Raw genomic sequence first — 14605 nt, 5'->3', positions numbered from 1 at the left:
GCTTTATACTTCAGCCAAGCAATAACCGTGCCTTATAGAAGGAGTCCTTATGCAACGTGTTGTGATTATCGCTAACGGTGCCGCCTACGGCAGTGAATCTCTTTTCAACAGCCTGCGCCTGGCTATCGCTCTGCGCGAGCAGCAATCTGACCTCGAACTCAAGCTGTTTTTAATGTCCGATGCGGTCACCGCCGGTCTGCGCGGGCAGAAACCAGCGGAAGGCTATAGCATTCAGCAGATGCTGGAGATCCTCACCGCACAAAACGTGCCGGTGAAGCTGTGTAAAACCTGCGCCGATGGTCGGGGAATCAGTACGTTACCGCTGATTGACGGTGTGGAGATTGGTACGCTTGTTGAACTGGCGCAGTGGACGCTGGCGGCGGATAAAGTCCTGACCTTCTAAATAATCTCTTTTAAACGGGATTAAATATCAGGCTGGCGGCGTTTATTAACCGAAAACAATGCCAGCTGAAAGCTTTCAGGAACAACGTCATTTTTGTTTAATCTTTATTCCTTTTTTTGATCAAAATCAGCATCTGCATCCCTCCCCTTTGGTGTTATGCACAGAGCAAAGTGTGAACAATATCACGCGGGTTAATGGGCTGGCAGGACGCTGTAGACAGAAACGGGGTTAAGATTAAATGGCAATGGTAAAAGCAAGTTTAACGTTGTTTGGCGGTGATACTTTGGTGGTGCGTTGTTCCGAACGCTGCCATATTCACCTGATGAGCGCCAAAGTTCCTGGCGATAGTCATGCGGATATTCTGAGTGTGCAGGACAGAGATAGCGCGTATCTGACCGTGCCTTACAGCGGCACCTGGAACGTTCTCATCGACAGCCACAGCCAATCGCTGGAGCACTCAATCAGCTACGTTCCTGCCTGATAGCAAACGCCCGGGACTTTCCGGGCGATTCGTTCTTAAGCCAGCCCTGGCTGGCTATTTTCCCCCAGCAGATGACGCACCTTCCCGACTAAATCGTCGAGACAGGCATCGTGCATGCCAAGCTTCCGCAATTCCTGATCGAGCGAGAACAGATACTGAGCATTGGTGCCAAGCGGCCCGCTGGCGCGCGCGATGAGCGGTGCAATGACCTGGGCGCTGGTGTCCGCTTCATAGAGCGGGTGGCGCGGGTCCATAATAAAGACTAATGCGTTGACCGTGCGGCCGTCATCCAGCTCCAGCTTGCACCAGGTCGGCAGATAGCAGCCGGTGATCATCTCCCGCTTCCACAGAAGCGTCAGCTCTTCATCCAGGGTTTCATCGGGCAGGCGGTAGGCGACGCCAGTAGTACGCCCGCCCTCTTTCAGCGCCAGCATGCGGCCTGGCTGGTTTGCGCTACCGCGCCCTGCGGTAAGCCGCAGGCAAAACGCGCGATGCCAGCCCGGTAGCGTACCGGTACAGGATTCACGATACTCAAGCGCCGGGTTCCACATCAGTGAACCATAGCCAAAAATCCACACCGAGCCATCGTCCGGACGGCAGGCCAGGGTCGCCGCCAAAGAAGCTGCCCGTTGTTCTGCCGACCAGAGAAGCGATTCCTCAATAGCGCCAAACGCTGTTTTACAATCCGCATTCAGTAAGAAATCACGAGTTAACACTTTCTACTACCTCCGCCACTGCCCGCTTCCCGGCGATTATCTGGTGTCATCCGTGAAGTATTGCCGAATTATTATCCAGCTTTATTTGACAATAAGCAATGAACGACACGCGGGCAAGGATTCTGGCAGCAGATGACGTAACAAAGACGATTACTTCTTCTTATGCCACTTATCATCGTTTCCTTTTTCATAATCATTTTTAACCGCCGCCCAGGCCACTTTATGTGCCGTTTCTTCGCGGCTGGCGTCATCTCGCCGGTCTTCTTTGTGCTTATACTGATCCCAGGCGCTGTTAAACGCTTCTTTGTAAATTTCCTGGGCATGTGCGGGCAGAACGTGCTGGACGCTGTCAGGTAATTCACTTTTGCTGCTATAGGGCATGGTGACCTCCAGTTTTAGAGTGAATATTAAGTCTGGTTGGCGTTTTACCGGCTGGCAAGATGATAGATAAATGAGAAAGGTGTTTTAGTAATTATCTGAATATTCAATACAAAACCATGGTAACCACAGTTTATGGGAATCTAGCACCTTTATATGATAAGAGTGGTAAATTTAAGTAAAAAAACAAATTCATTTAATCAATGTCTGTTATTTTATTAACTTACGATATCTATAATTATAACACCTGCATACCTGGAGATAATTCATGACCGATGCACATGAGGCGGTAAAAACCCGCCATAAGGAGACCTCCCTCGCCTTTCCGGTTCTGGCGCTGGCGGTGCTGTTTTTCTGGGGAAGCAGCCAGTCACTGCCAGTGGTCATTGCCATTAATATTCTGGCGCTGGTCGGGATTTTGAGCAGCGCATTTAGCGTCGTTCGCCACGCCGACGTTCTGGCGCACCGTCTGGGGGAACCCTACGGTTCGTTAATTTTGAGCCTTTCAGTGGTTATTCTCGAAGTCAGCCTGATTTCCGCATTAATGGCCACCGGCGACGCCGCGCCAACGCTGATGCGCGATACGCTTTATTCAATCATCATGATTGTTACCGGTGGGCTGGTTGGTTTCTCTCTACTGCTGGGCGGGCGAAAATTCGCCACCCAATATATGAATCTTTTCGGCATCAAGCAGTATTTAATCGCCCTCTTCCCGCTGGCAATTATTGTGCTGGTATTTCCGATGGCGCTACCGGGGGCTAACTTCACCACCGGTCAGGCGCTGCTGGTCGCGCTGATATCCGCCGCCATGTACGGCGTGTTCCTGCTGATTCAAACCAAAACGCACCAGAGCCTGTTTGTTTACGAACATGAGGATGACGGCGACGACGATGACCCGCATCACGGCAAACCCTCGGCGCATAGCAGCAAGTGGCATACCGCCTGGCTGCTGATCCACCTGGTTGCGGTTATCGCCGTCACCAAAATGAACGCCAATCCGCTGGAGACTCTGCTGACCAGCATGAACGCGCCTGTGGCCTTTACCGGCTTCCTGGTTGCTCTGCTGATCCTCTCCCCGGAAGGCCTTGGCGCACTGAAAGCCGTATTGAATAATCAGGTGCAACGAGCGATGAACCTGTTCTTCGGTTCGGTACTGGCAACCATTTCCCTGACAGTACCGGTGGTAACGCTAATCGCTATCCTCACCGGCAACGAACTACTCTTTGGCCTTGGCGCGCCGGAGATGGTGGTGATGGTCGCCTCGTTGGTGCTATGCCATATTTCCTTCTCTACCGGGCGCACCAATGTACTCAACGGCGCGGCGCATCTGGCGCTATTTGCCGCCTACCTGATGACTATTTTTGCCTGACTTTTACCCGGCGGCGTAAGCTTGCCGGGAACATTAAAAAAGCCTGCCGGTTTTGCAACGGGCAGGCTTTTGTCATTTCAGCGGCAATTACTTGCTGGTATCCAGCTCATCAAAGCCTTTGACCAGATCGTCAATCGCTTTCATCTGCTTCAGGAACGGCTCCAGTTTATCCAACGGCAACGCGGACGGGCCGTCGCATTTCGCGTGTTCCGGGTCCGGATGCGCTTCAATAAACAGACCCGCGATACCCACCGCCATACCGGCACGGGCCAGTTCAGTAACTTGCGCACGACGACCGCCGGAGGCTGCGCCAAACGGGTCGCGGCACTGCAGGGCATGGGTAACATCGAAGATAACCGGGGAGTTATTGGAGGCTTTCTTCATCACCCCAAAGCCCAGCATATCCACAACCAGATTGTCGTAGCCAAAGTTCGCGCCGCGATCGCAAAGAATAATCTTGTCGTTACCGCCTTCGATAAACTTATCGACGATATTACCCATCTGGCCCGGGCTCACAAACTGCGGTTTCTTCACGTTGATAACCGCGCCGGTTTTCGCCATCGCTTCAACCAGATCGGTCTGACGGGCGAGGAACGCTGGCAGCTGGATAACGTCAACCACATCGGCAACCGGCTGAGCCTGGCTGGCTTCGTGAACGTCGGTGATGATTTTCACGCCGAAAGTCTGTTTCAGCTCCTGGAAAATCTTCATCCCTTCTTCCAGACCCGGCCCGCGATAGGAATGGATGGAAGAACGGTTAGCTTTATCAAAAGAGGCTTTGAATACGTAAGGGATACCCAGCTTCTGCGTGACGGTCACGTAGTGCTCGCAGATGCGCATCGCGAGATCGCGGGATTCCAGCACGTTCATCCCACCAAACAGAACAAATGGCAGGTCGTTTGCTACGTTGATATCACCAATGCTAACCACTTTTTGTTTCATATGTTCGCCTTATCAGGGTGTAACCGGAATGGTTTCAGACTAATGCAATGTAATTTGTTTATGCGAAATGGTGTTGATTTGCGCGCGAATCATCTCGCTGATCGGATCTTCCGGGCACTGCTCAACGAAGTAGTTGAGATCCTGCAATGCCACGTGATCGCAATCCAACTGGGCGTATATGAGCCCACGATCGCGAATCTCGTAAGGGTCTTCCGGATTAAACTGCAGCAGCGCTTCGCTGGTCCGTAACGCCAGCTCCATCTGCCGCTCTTCCATCAGCGCCGATTTTAGGGTGTCGAGCAGTTTGCGGATCACTTCCGAGTTATCGGCCTCATCAAGGTCTTCGTTAAACAGCTCAGCGACCGGGCTGATATTCCCCTTCAGCCACACTTCCAGCGTGTGCTCGTTCAGCGTTTCGCCGTTAAACGGATTAATGAGCCACATCTCTTCGCTCTCTTCAGGGTCCGCGCGAAGCAGCATCTGCGTCGGGAAAATGACCGGCACGACCGGCAGCGACAGACGCTGGGCAATCCATAATAGTATTGCGCCCAGCGATACCGCGCTACCCTGGCGGTTATTCAGGACTTTATCCAGCCACAGCGCATCGGACAGGCGGTAAACGCCGCGCGAATCGCTAAAGCCCCAGTCATTGTAAAAAAGCTCCAGCAGACGCTCTATCTGGCGCTCCTGGTCCCATGAAGTGGCAATCTCTTCCTGCGCCAGGGCCAGCAGCCGCTCCAGCTCATCCTGCACATAGTGCGTCGGAAAATCGTCGCGGATTAATTCAGAAATGAGGACCATGCCGTCACATAACGGCGCTTTATTAAATTCGAAATCAGCTAACGACCTCATGCCTTACCCCAGTAACGGTATTCTTGTGATGGCGAGTTGAATAATGATAAACAACACCACCAGGGCCAGCAGAAAGGCAACAAACCGGCTCTGCTGACTGCGCGGGCGACGACGGCCCAGCGCGATAAATCCCAATGCGATATAAATGATAACGCCAAACAGCTTTTCAGTCAGCCATGTACCGTCCTCGGTGAACGGCAGATAGTGCGTTATTGCCATTAACCCGGCGCCGCTGAGAAACAGCAGCGTATCGCTACAGTGCGGTACAATGCGCACCCAGCGCTGATCGAGCAGTCGGTTACCGCTCCAGCTCCACCAGTAACGTAAAACGAACAGACTGACCGAGACCACCACGCAGGCAATATGCAGATACAGTACCGCGCTAAACAGATTCATACGCCTCCCGGATATTGCCCGAACGTCAAGCGTTCGTTGTCGCCATAGTCGCGACAGGTGGCAATATTGCGATATCCCGCCGCGTGAAATATTTCGCGCACCGCCTCGCCCTGCGTCCAGCCATGTTCCAGCAGCATAAAGCCGCCGGGAGTCAGAAAACGGCGGCCTTCACGGATGATATACGCCAGATCGGCCAGACCGCCATCGGCGGCAACCAGCGCCGTTTTCGGCTCAAAGCGTACATCGCCCTGCAGAAGATGCGGGTCGGTTTCGTCAATATAGGGTGGATTGCTAACGATGGTGTCAAACTGCTGCCCAGCGAGTGCGCTAAACCAGTTGCTCTGCAGCACGGCGACGTTATCAATAGCGAGATGTTCCACGTTACGCGCGGCCAGGGCGACCGCATCGGGCATAAAGTCAACAGCGGTGACCTGGCAATCCGGGCGCTCGCTGGCCAGCGCCAGGGCGATAGCGCCGGTGCCGGTGCCTAAATCCAGGATCCGACACGGTACCGACGGTAGTCGCGCCAGAGTCTGCTCAACCAGGCACTCGGTATCCGGGCGCGGGATCAGCGTCGCAGGAGAGACAAACAGCGGCAGCGACCAGAATTCGCGCTGCCCCACCAAATGAGCAACCGGTTCGCCCTGCGCGCGACGGCTTAGCAGCGTTTCCAGCTCGGCTGACTGTTGCTCTGTCAACGTCGTTTCGTCAAACGCGAGAATAAAAGTCCGCGCTTTGCCGGTCACGTGACCGAGCAAGATTTCGGCGTCCCGGCGCGGACTTTCGCTTTGACTCAGGCGGGTTATGGCCTGGGTCAACCACTGCTGAAAAGTCATCATTCCTGCTCGGAAAGCGCTGCCAGCTGATCGGCCTGATATTCCTGGACGATCGGCTCAATCAACATATCCAGCTTACCTTCCATCGCCTCATCCAGACGGTAAAGCGTCAGGTTAATGCGGTGATCGGTAACGCGGCCCTGCGGATAGTTATAGGTGCGGTTACGATCGCTGCGATCGCCGCTTCCCAGCAGGTTACGGCGCTCGGAGGCTTCCGCCTGCTGGCGTTTAGCCACTTCCGCAGCGCGAATACGCGCGCCCAGCACTGACAGCGCTTTGGCTTTGTTTTTGTGCTGGGAACGTTCGTCCTGGCACTCAACGACGATACCGGTCGGCAAGTGGGTAATACGGATAGCCGAATCGGTGGTGTTAACGTGCTGACCGCCCGCCCCGGAAGAGCGGAAGGTATCAATACGTAGATCGCCCGGGTTGATATCCGGCATTTCGGCTTCCGGCAGCTCCGGCATTACCGCCACGGTGCAAGCGGAAGTATGAATACGTCCCTGAGATTCGGTGGCCGGTACGCGCTGAACGCGATGGCCGCCGGATTCGAACTTCAATCGGCCATAAACGCCATCGCCGCTAATTTTAGCGATGACTTCTTTAAAGCCGCCGTGCTCGCCTTCGTTGGCGCTCATGATTTCCACGCGCCAGCGGCGAGATTCCGCATAGCGGCTGTACATACGGAACAGATCGCCTGCAAACAGCGCCGCTTCATCGCCACCGGTACCGGCGCGAACTTCAACAAAAGCGTTACGCTCGTCGTCCGGATCTTTTGGCAGCAGCAGAACCTGCAGCTGCTGTTCCATCTGTTCGCCCTTTTCTTTCGCTTCACGCAGCTCTTCCTGCGCCATTTCGCGCATTTCCGGGTCGTCGAGCATCATCTGCGCAGTTTCAATATCATCCTGCAGCTGACGCCAGTCGGTATAGCAACGAGCCACGTCGCTCAGCTGTGCGTACTCTCGCGATAATGCGCGAAACTTATCCTGATCGGCGATGGTCGCGGCATCGCCGAGTAACGCCTGGACTTCCTCGTGGCGTTCGTATAGGGCTTCCAGTTTGGCAACAATAGAAGGCTTCATAGGCGTAAATTCACCCTGTCCTGAAAAAGAGAGAAAGGTGCGCTATTCCAGCCCGAGGCTGTTGCGCAGAATATGCAGGCGTTCATCATCCCCGTCACGGGCGGCCTGCTGAAGAGATTTAGTGGGCGAGTGGATCAGGCGGTTAGTCAACTTGCGCGCCAGATCCTGCATGATTTCCTGCGCATCGCCGCCCTGATTCAGCGCCGCCAGCGCTTTTGCCGTCAGCTCCTCACGGACCTGCTCGGCCTGAGAACGATATTCGCGGATTGTCTCGCTGGCGCTCTGGGCGCGCAGCCAGGCCATAAATTCGCTGGCTTCCTGCTCAACAATGGTTTCCGCCTGTACCGCCGCGGCTTTACGCTGCGCCAGGTTGTGCTGAATGATGTTTTGCAGATCGTCCACGCTGTAGAGATAGGCGTTCGCCAGCTTACCGACCTCCGGCTCAACATCACGAGGAACGGCGATGTCCACCAGCAGCATCGGCTGGTTACGGCGCGCCTTCAGCGCGCGCTCTACCATCCCCTTGCCAATAATCGGCAGCGGGCTGGCGGTAGAACTAATAATGATGTCGGCGTCTTTCAAACGTTCGTCAATGTCGCTCAGCGCGATCACTTCCGCGCCGACTTCATCAGCCAGCGCCTGAGCGCGTTCACGGGTGCGGTTGGCAATCACCATTTTACGCACCTTGTGCTCGCGCAGATGGCGGGCCACCAGCTCGATGGTTTCCCCGGCACCGACCAGCAGCACGGTGACGCTGGAGAGTGATTCAAAGATTTGACGTGCCAGCGTACAGGCGGCAAATGCCACGGAGACCGCGCTGGCGCCGATATCGGTTTCGGTCCGCACGCGTTTGGCCACCGAGAACGATTTCTGGAACATGCGCTCCAGCTCGCTGACGTTCAGATGCCCGCGGCTGGAATCAGCAAAGGCTTTCTTCACCTGCCCGAGGATCTGCGGCTCGCCAAGCACCAGCGAATCGAGACCGCTGGCGACGCGCATCAGATGACTGACCGCATCATTGTCCTGATGCCAGTACAGGCTTTTGCGCAGATCGTCTTCATCTAAACCATGGTAATCACATAGCCAGCGGATAAGGACTTCCTGAAGGTTATCCTGCTCTTCAACGCTGAGGTAGAGCTCCGTGCGGTTACAGGTCGACAGCACCACCCCACCCTGCACCATTGGCTGGGCCAGCAAGCTCTCCAGCGCCTGATCGAGCGTGTCCGGCGAAAACGTTACGCGTTCTCGCAGCGCTACCGGGGCTGTTTTGTGATTAATACCAAGAGCTAAAAGGGTCATTGTGAGGGAGTAGTACCAGCGTTGCTAAGGTTAGTCTGGGGGCATCATACAGGATGCGCGTAATCAATAAAAGAGAGGCTCCCCTTTTGGAGTAATAGCCAGCGCGTAATAGCCATTAACGGTAATTTTTTGATTTCAGACAACTTGAACGTAGACGCTACCGCCCGGCAACGCTAGCATTAAAGGTTATTATTGTAACCCGCTACACAAATCGGCCGCTCTTCTACCCATTCGCCGCATTTCACTGTAGACATCAAGGATTTGTCATCATTATGAATCGACTGTTCCGCCTGTTGCCGCTGGCAAGCCTCGTTCTGACCGCCTGTACGATTAATGCTCCTAAAGGTCCCGGTAAAAGCCCGGACTCTCCGCAGTGGCGTCAGCACCAGCAAGATGTCCGCAATCTTAATCAGTTCCAGACGCGCGGCGCTTTTGCTTACCTCTCAGACGAGCAAAAAGTGTATGCCCGCTTCTTCTGGCAGCAGACTGGCCAGGACCGCTATCGCCTGCTGCTGACGAATCCGCTCGGCAGCACCGAGCTATCGTTAACCGCCCAGCCGGGCAGCGTACAGTTGATTGACAATAAAGGTCAGAGCTACACCGCGACCGATGCCGAAGAGATGATTGGCCGCCTGACCGGTATGCCGATTCCGCTCAACAGCCTGCGTCAGTGGATTATTGGCCTGCCTGGCGAAGCTACCGACTACTCGCTTGATGACCAGTACCGCCTGCGCGAGCTGAACTACACGCAAAACGGCAAGACCTGGCACGTCACTTACGGCGGTTATACTACTGACACGAAACCTTCGTTGCCGGCCAATATGGAACTTAACGATGGCAGTCAGCGCATCAAGCTGAAAATGGACAACTGGATTGTGAAATGATGACCCGCTGGCCTTCTCCCGCAAAGCTGAACCTGTTTCTGTACATTACCGGGCAGCGCGCCGACGGTTACCACACGCTGCAGACGCTGTTTCAGTTTCTTGATTATGGCGACACGTTGACGATTGAGCCGCGTAATGATGCTCAACTGCGTCTGCTGACGCCGGTTGACGGCGTGCCGGATGAAGAGAACCTGATTATCCGCGCAGCAAGGCTATTAATGCAGGCCGCAGAACAGGCCGGGAAATTACCTGCAGGTAGCGGTGCCGATATCAGTATCGACAAAATTCTGCCGATGGGCGGCGGCCTCGGCGGCGGTTCATCCAACGCCGCCACCGTGCTGGTAGCGCTTAATCACCTGTGGGGCTGCAATCTTTCGCAAGATGAACTGGCGGCGTTGGGCCTGCAGCTCGGCGCAGACGTGCCGGTATTTGTCCGCGGTCATGCGGCTTTTGCCGAGGGCGTAGGTGAGATTCTGACTCCGGTCGAACCAGAGGAAAAGTGGTATCTGGTGGCGCATCCGGGAGTCAGCATCCCAACGCCGATCATTTTTGGCGATCCTGAACTCCCCCGTAATACCCCTACCAGGTCAATTAATACGTTACTAAAATGTAAATTCGGCAATGATTGCGAGGTTATCGCAAGAAAACGTTTTCGTGAGGTTGATGCGGCGCTTTCCTGGCTGTTAGAATATGCGCCGTCGCGCCTGACTGGCACCGGTGCATGTGTGTTTGCTGAATTTGACACAGAATCCGCCGCTCGTCAGGTGCTGGAAAAAGCCCCGGCATGGCTGCATGGCTTTGTGGCGCGAGGTGTTAATATCTCTCCGCTCAAGCAGGCGCTGCGCTAATTTCTGCTGATTTCAGCAAATACGGCGAAAACGCCGGGGAAACTGAGTTATGGTGACAACGTCACCCTGTTCCAGACGTTGCATCGGGCTCTTTAAATACACCGCCTGGATGAAATCGTGCCCACCCGCACAGTTTTTGGCCCATTTCATCCACCACTGGACGCATGCCTGAGGTTCTTCTCGTGCCTGATATGAAGCTTTTTGCTGGTAACGCCACCCCGGAACTAGCACAACGTATTGCCAACCGCCTGTACACTTCTCTTGGCGACGCCGCTGTAGGTCGTTTTAGCGACGGCGAAGTCAGCGTACAAATCAACGAAAACGTACGCGGTGGTGATATTTTCATCATCCAGTCCACTTGTGCTCCCACCAACGACAACCTGATGGAATTGGTTGTTATGGTTGATGCTCTGCGTCGTGCTTCGGCAGGTCGTATCACCGCTGTTATCCCTTACTTCGGTTATGCTCGCCAGGACCGTCGTGTTCGTTCCGCTCGTGTACCTATTACCGCAAAAGTGGTTGCTGACTTCCTGTCAAGCGTAGGCGTCGATCGCGTTCTGACCGTCGACCTGCATGCAGAACAAATTCAGGGCTTCTTTGACGTTCCGGTTGATAACGTATTCGGCAGCCCAATCCTGCTGGAAGATATGCTACAGCTGAATCTGGATAACCCAATCGTGGTTTCTCCGGACATCGGTGGTGTTGTTCGCGCTCGTGCTATCGCCAAGCTGCTGCACGATACCGACATGGCTATCATCGACAAGCGTCGTCCGCGCGCTAACGTTTCTCAGGTGATGCACATCATCGGTGACGTTGCTGGCCGTGACTGCGTGATGGTTGACGATATGATCGATACCGGCGGTACGCTGTGTAAAGCCGCAGAAGCGCTGAAAGAGCGTGGTGCTAAACGCGTATTTGCCTACGCCACGCATCCGATCTTCTCCGGTAACGCCATTCAGAACATCCAAAACTCTGTGATTGACGAATTTGTTGTCTGCGATACCATTCCGCTGGCACCAGAAATTAAAGCGCTGGAAAAAGTTCGTACTCTGACGCTGTCTGGTATGTTAGCCGAAGCGATTCGTCGTATCAGCAACGAAGAATCTATCTCTGCTATGTTCGAACACTAATCGAGCCCGGCATAAAAACCCGCTGCGGCGGGTTTTTTTGTCTCTGAACCTTTTATTTAGCCACAAAATCATTCGGTATGTGTCAAGGCGGCAAGTGAATGAATCCCCAGGAGCGTACAGGTAGTACGTGACTGGGGTAAACGAGCGCAGCCAACAAAGAGGCATCCCGAAGGATGACGTGGAAATGATTAATGCCTCCTTCACCTGCCATTCAGTTGACAGATGATGCGCTCATGGATGAAACATTATTGTGAACAGATTATTTTCCTCACATGTGATGCCTTTCCGCGCCCTCATCGACGCTTGTTGGAAAGAAAAATATACCGCTTCGCGGTTTACCCGTGATGTGATTGCCGGGATTACCGTCGGGATCATTGCTATTCCGCTGGCGATGGCTCTGGCAATTGGCAGCGGCGTAGCGCCGCAGTACGGTCTCTATACCTCGGCGGTGGCGGGGATCGTGATTGCATTAACCGGCGGCTCACGCTTTAGCGTTTCCGGACCAACTGCCGCTTTCGTGGTCATTCTGTACCCGGTTTCGCAGCAATTTGGCCTCGCCGGGCTGCTGGTCGCCACGTTAATGTCGGGGATCTTCTTGATTCTTTTCGGCCTGGCACGCTTTGGCCGCCTGATTGAGTATATTCCGTTATCGGTCACCCTCGGTTTCACCTCCGGGATTGGTATCACCATTGGTACCATGCAAATTAAAGATTTTCTCGGCCTGCAGATGGCGCACGTACCTGAACATTATCTGCAGAAAGTCGGGGCTCTGTTTATGGCGCTACCGACCGTTAATCCTGGTGATGCCGCCATCGGTATTGTCACGCTGGGAACCCTGATTCTCTGGCCTCGCCTCGGTATTCGTTTGCCGGGCCACCTTCCGGCCCTACTGGCAGGTTGCGCGGTTATGGGCGTGGTCAACCTGCTTGGTGGTCATGTCGCCACCATTGGCTCGCAGTTCCACTATATCCTCGCCGACGGTAGCCAGGGCAACGGTATTCCGCAATTGCTGCCGCAGCTGGTGCTGCCGTGGGATATGCCGGGCTCAGACTTTACGCTCAGTTGGTCCTCGCTGCAGGCGCTCCTTCCAGCGGCATTTTCCATGGCCATGCTCGGAGCGATTGAATCCTTACTCTGCGCCGTGGTGCTGGACGGCATGACCGGTACCAAGCACAAAGCCAACAGTGAATTAATTGGCCAGGGCCTCGGCAACATCGTGGCACCGTTCTTCGGCGGTATTACCGCCACTGCCGCGATCGCTCGCTCAGCGGCTAACGTCCGCGCTGGCGCAACGTCGCCGATCTCCGCCGTGATCCACGCGCTGCTGGTGATCATGGCGCTGCTGATCCTCGCCCCTCTGCTCTCCTGGCTGCCCCTTTCCGCCATGGCGGCACTACTGCTGATGGTGGCATGGAACATGAGCGAAGCGCACAAAGTCGTTAACCTGCTGCGCCATGCGCCAAAAGACGACATCATTGTTATGCTGATGTGTATGTCGCTGACCGTGCTGTTTGATATGGTCATCGCTATTAGCGTTGGTATTGTGCTCGCCTCCTTGCTATTTATGCGCAGGATTGCGCGTATGACTCGCCTTGCACCGGTCAATGTTGAAGTTCCTGATGACGTGCTGGTGCTACGCGTTATCGGGCCGCTGTTCTTCGCCGCTGCTGAGGGATTGTTTACCGACCTGGAAACGCGGGTCGAAGGCAAGCGTATTGTTGTGCTGAAATGGGATGCGGTGCCGGTGCTGGATGCCGGTGGGCTTGATGCCTTCCAGCGCTTTGTCAGTAAGCTGCCGGAAGGCTGTGAACTGCGCGTTTCGAACCTCGAGTTTCAACCGCTGCGCACTCTGGCGCGCGCCGGCGTTAAACCGATTCCCGGTCGACTAAGCTTCTACCCGGACCGTAACGCCGCGCTGGCGGATATTTAATTACCCGGCGGCAGGCCTCTGCGCCTGCCGCATCATCACGCCAATGGCCTGCTGAAGCCAGCTTAATACCTCAGGGGTCATCCACGTTCCCTTCATCAAATGCGGTTCCTGCTCCATGGCATAACGAAACTTCTGCTGAGTTTGCGCATTCTTACCCGCATAAGACTGGAACAGCTCCAGCCAACGCTGCGCCAGCCGTTGACCTTCCTCAGATGCCGGGTCCCTGTTTTCACGACTGACCCGATGCAGGTCGGCCACCAGCGCAGGCCACTCCATCAGCCGGTCGAAATAGTGTTGCCGCGTAAAAGCCAGCTCTTCGGCATCTAAATAGCGCGCCCATATCGCCAGCTTGCTTTCCGCAAAAGCCTGGGTAATAAAGTCAATAATATCCGGAGTCACTCCGGTTTGTTCACGCATCTGTGGTTCAGCGGCGTGCATTTCATTCAGGCGAGTCAAAAATTCAGGCCTTCCCGCAGTATCCTGCTCAAGCCGTTCCATCCAACGGGTTGCCAGATCCATTGCCTGCGGTGCATCTGGCGGACAGCGTTCACCCATTAACTGTCGCACTTCATTGACCAGCACCAGCCAGGTCTGATTACACTGCTCATCCTCCCCGGCAAACGGCAGCACCTGTAATTCCTGTTGATTAAACCAGCGATCGTACATTTTCATCAGCTCCAGCGTCTGTAGCCAGGACTCCAGATCGGGCTCGCTTCCCCTGTCCAGCTCATCACGCAGCAGCGCCAGACGTTGGCGCAGCGTCGATATAGTTTGCAGCTGTCGATCAAGAGTGGTTATCTGCTTGACCAGCAGGTCGGACAGCGAGAAAGCATCCCTGTCGAGATAGTCCTTAATAGTGGCGAGTTCCAGCCCGGCCTGCGCCAGCGCCTTGATCATATGCAACCGCTGAACGGCCGCCAGATTATATAGCCGGTAACCCGCCGCGCTTCTGGCCGAAGGTCTCAGCAATCCCGTTTGCTCATAGTGATGCAGCGTGCGGACGGTTATTCCAGCGCGCTTCGCCAGCTCCCCCACCTGAATTAACATGACTGCTCCTTT

16 protein-coding genes are annotated in these 14605 nt (G+C 54.8%); 7 read left to right on the top strand and 9 right to left on the bottom strand.

Annotation, left to right across the window (positions count from 1 at the left end; translation table 11 throughout):
* The first annotated feature begins 49 nt into the window (after positions 1–49).
* Together FN082_RS24550 and FN082_RS24545 are read left to right on the top strand one after the other, a co-directional pair.
* Positions 50–403 (top strand): DsrE/DsrF/TusD sulfur relay family protein, encoded by a 354-nt coding sequence (locus FN082_RS24550; RefSeq protein ID WP_139537591.1) that lies wholly within the window; start codon positions 50–52, stop codon positions 401–403.
* 238 nt (positions 404–641) lie between these two features.
* Entirely contained in the window at positions 642–884 is a 243-nt protein-coding gene (locus FN082_RS24545; RefSeq protein WP_002910387.1) for a DUF1883 domain-containing protein, read from the top strand.
* Between the two features lie 35 nt (positions 885–919).
* On the opposite strand, the gene FN082_RS24540 is transcribed toward FN082_RS24545, so the two are convergent.
* The gene (locus FN082_RS24540) at positions 920–1600 is read right to left on the bottom strand and encodes a gamma-glutamylcyclotransferase (protein ID WP_139537593.1); all 681 of its coding nucleotides are present in this window, start codon (positions 1598–1600) and stop codon (positions 920–922) included.
* Between the two features lie 150 nt (positions 1601–1750).
* Positions 1751–1981, bottom strand: coding sequence for a putative cation transport regulator ChaB (chaB, locus tag FN082_RS24535; RefSeq protein WP_142462978.1), 231 nt, complete (start codon positions 1979–1981; stop codon positions 1751–1753).
* Between the two features lie 265 nt (positions 1982–2246).
* On the opposite strand from chaB, the gene chaA reads away from it, so the two are divergent.
* On the top strand, positions 2247–3347 hold the full coding sequence (gene chaA / locus FN082_RS24530) for a sodium-potassium/proton antiporter ChaA (protein ID WP_139537596.1): 1101 nt from the start codon (positions 2247–2249) through the stop codon (positions 3345–3347).
* Positions 3348–3434: 87 nt separating this feature from the next.
* On the opposite strand, the gene kdsA is transcribed toward chaA, so the two are convergent.
* The 6 genes from kdsA to hemA are packed head-to-tail and all read right to left on the bottom strand — an operon-like array spanning position 3435 to position 8754.
* A complete protein-coding gene (gene kdsA / locus FN082_RS24525) occupies positions 3435–4289 on the bottom strand; it encodes a 3-deoxy-8-phosphooctulonate synthase (protein WP_139537597.1) in 855 nt (284 codons plus the stop codon).
* A 39-nt stretch (positions 4290–4328) separates the two neighbouring features.
* Complete coding sequence (sirB1, locus tag FN082_RS24520) at positions 4329–5141, bottom strand: invasion regulator SirB1 (protein WP_139537600.1); 813 nt, start codon at positions 5139–5141, stop codon at positions 4329–4331.
* Positions 5142–5144: 3 nt separating this feature from the next.
* Entirely contained in the window at positions 5145–5537 is a 393-nt protein-coding gene (sirB2, locus tag FN082_RS24515; RefSeq protein ID WP_112213371.1) for an invasion regulator SirB2, read from the bottom strand.
* A complete protein-coding gene (prmC, locus tag FN082_RS24510; RefSeq protein ID WP_142982547.1) occupies positions 5534–6373 on the bottom strand; it encodes a peptide chain release factor N(5)-glutamine methyltransferase in 840 nt (279 codons plus the stop codon). Before prmC ends, sirB2 begins: the two co-directional genes overlap by 4 nt.
* Complete coding sequence (gene prfA / locus FN082_RS24505; protein ID WP_139537602.1) at positions 6373–7455, bottom strand: peptide chain release factor 1; 1083 nt, start codon at positions 7453–7455, stop codon at positions 6373–6375. Before prfA ends, prmC begins: the two co-directional genes overlap by 1 nt.
* A 42-nt stretch (positions 7456–7497) precedes the next feature.
* Entirely contained in the window at positions 7498–8754 is a 1257-nt protein-coding gene (gene hemA, locus FN082_RS24500; RefSeq protein ID WP_139537604.1) for a glutamyl-tRNA reductase, read from the bottom strand.
* A 272-nt stretch (positions 8755–9026) separates the two neighbouring features.
* On the opposite strand from hemA, the gene lolB reads away from it, so the two are divergent.
* The 4 genes from lolB to dauA all read left to right on the top strand — a co-directional run bounded on the left by lolB (position 9027) and on the right by dauA (position 13546).
* A complete protein-coding gene (gene lolB / locus FN082_RS24495; RefSeq protein WP_139537606.1) occupies positions 9027–9638 on the top strand; it encodes a lipoprotein insertase outer membrane protein LolB in 612 nt (203 codons plus the stop codon).
* Complete coding sequence (gene ispE / locus FN082_RS24490; protein ID WP_185932155.1) at positions 9638–10486, top strand: 4-(cytidine 5'-diphospho)-2-C-methyl-D-erythritol kinase; 849 nt, start codon at positions 9638–9640, stop codon at positions 10484–10486. The genes lolB and ispE overlap by 1 nt, the downstream gene beginning before the upstream one ends.
* 182 nt (positions 10487–10668) lie before the next feature.
* Entirely contained in the window at positions 10669–11616 is a 948-nt protein-coding gene (gene prs / locus FN082_RS24485; RefSeq protein ID WP_139537610.1) for a ribose-phosphate diphosphokinase, read from the top strand.
* A 250-nt stretch (positions 11617–11866) separates the two neighbouring features.
* The gene (gene dauA, locus FN082_RS24480; protein WP_139537612.1) at positions 11867–13546 is read left to right on the top strand and encodes a C4-dicarboxylic acid transporter DauA; all 1680 of its coding nucleotides are present in this window, start codon (positions 11867–11869) and stop codon (positions 13544–13546) included.
* On the opposite strand, the gene FN082_RS24475 is transcribed toward dauA, so the two are convergent.
* Entirely contained in the window at positions 13547–14593 is a 1047-nt protein-coding gene (locus tag FN082_RS24475; protein WP_139537614.1) for a MerR family transcriptional regulator, read from the bottom strand.
* Positions 14594–14605: the final 12 nt, after the last annotated feature.

This window comes from Klebsiella spallanzanii, from assembly GCF_902158555.1.
GTDB lineage: Bacteria > Pseudomonadota > Gammaproteobacteria > Enterobacterales > Enterobacteriaceae > Klebsiella > Klebsiella spallanzanii.
This window is presented reverse-complemented; position numbering and strand designations above follow the sequence as displayed.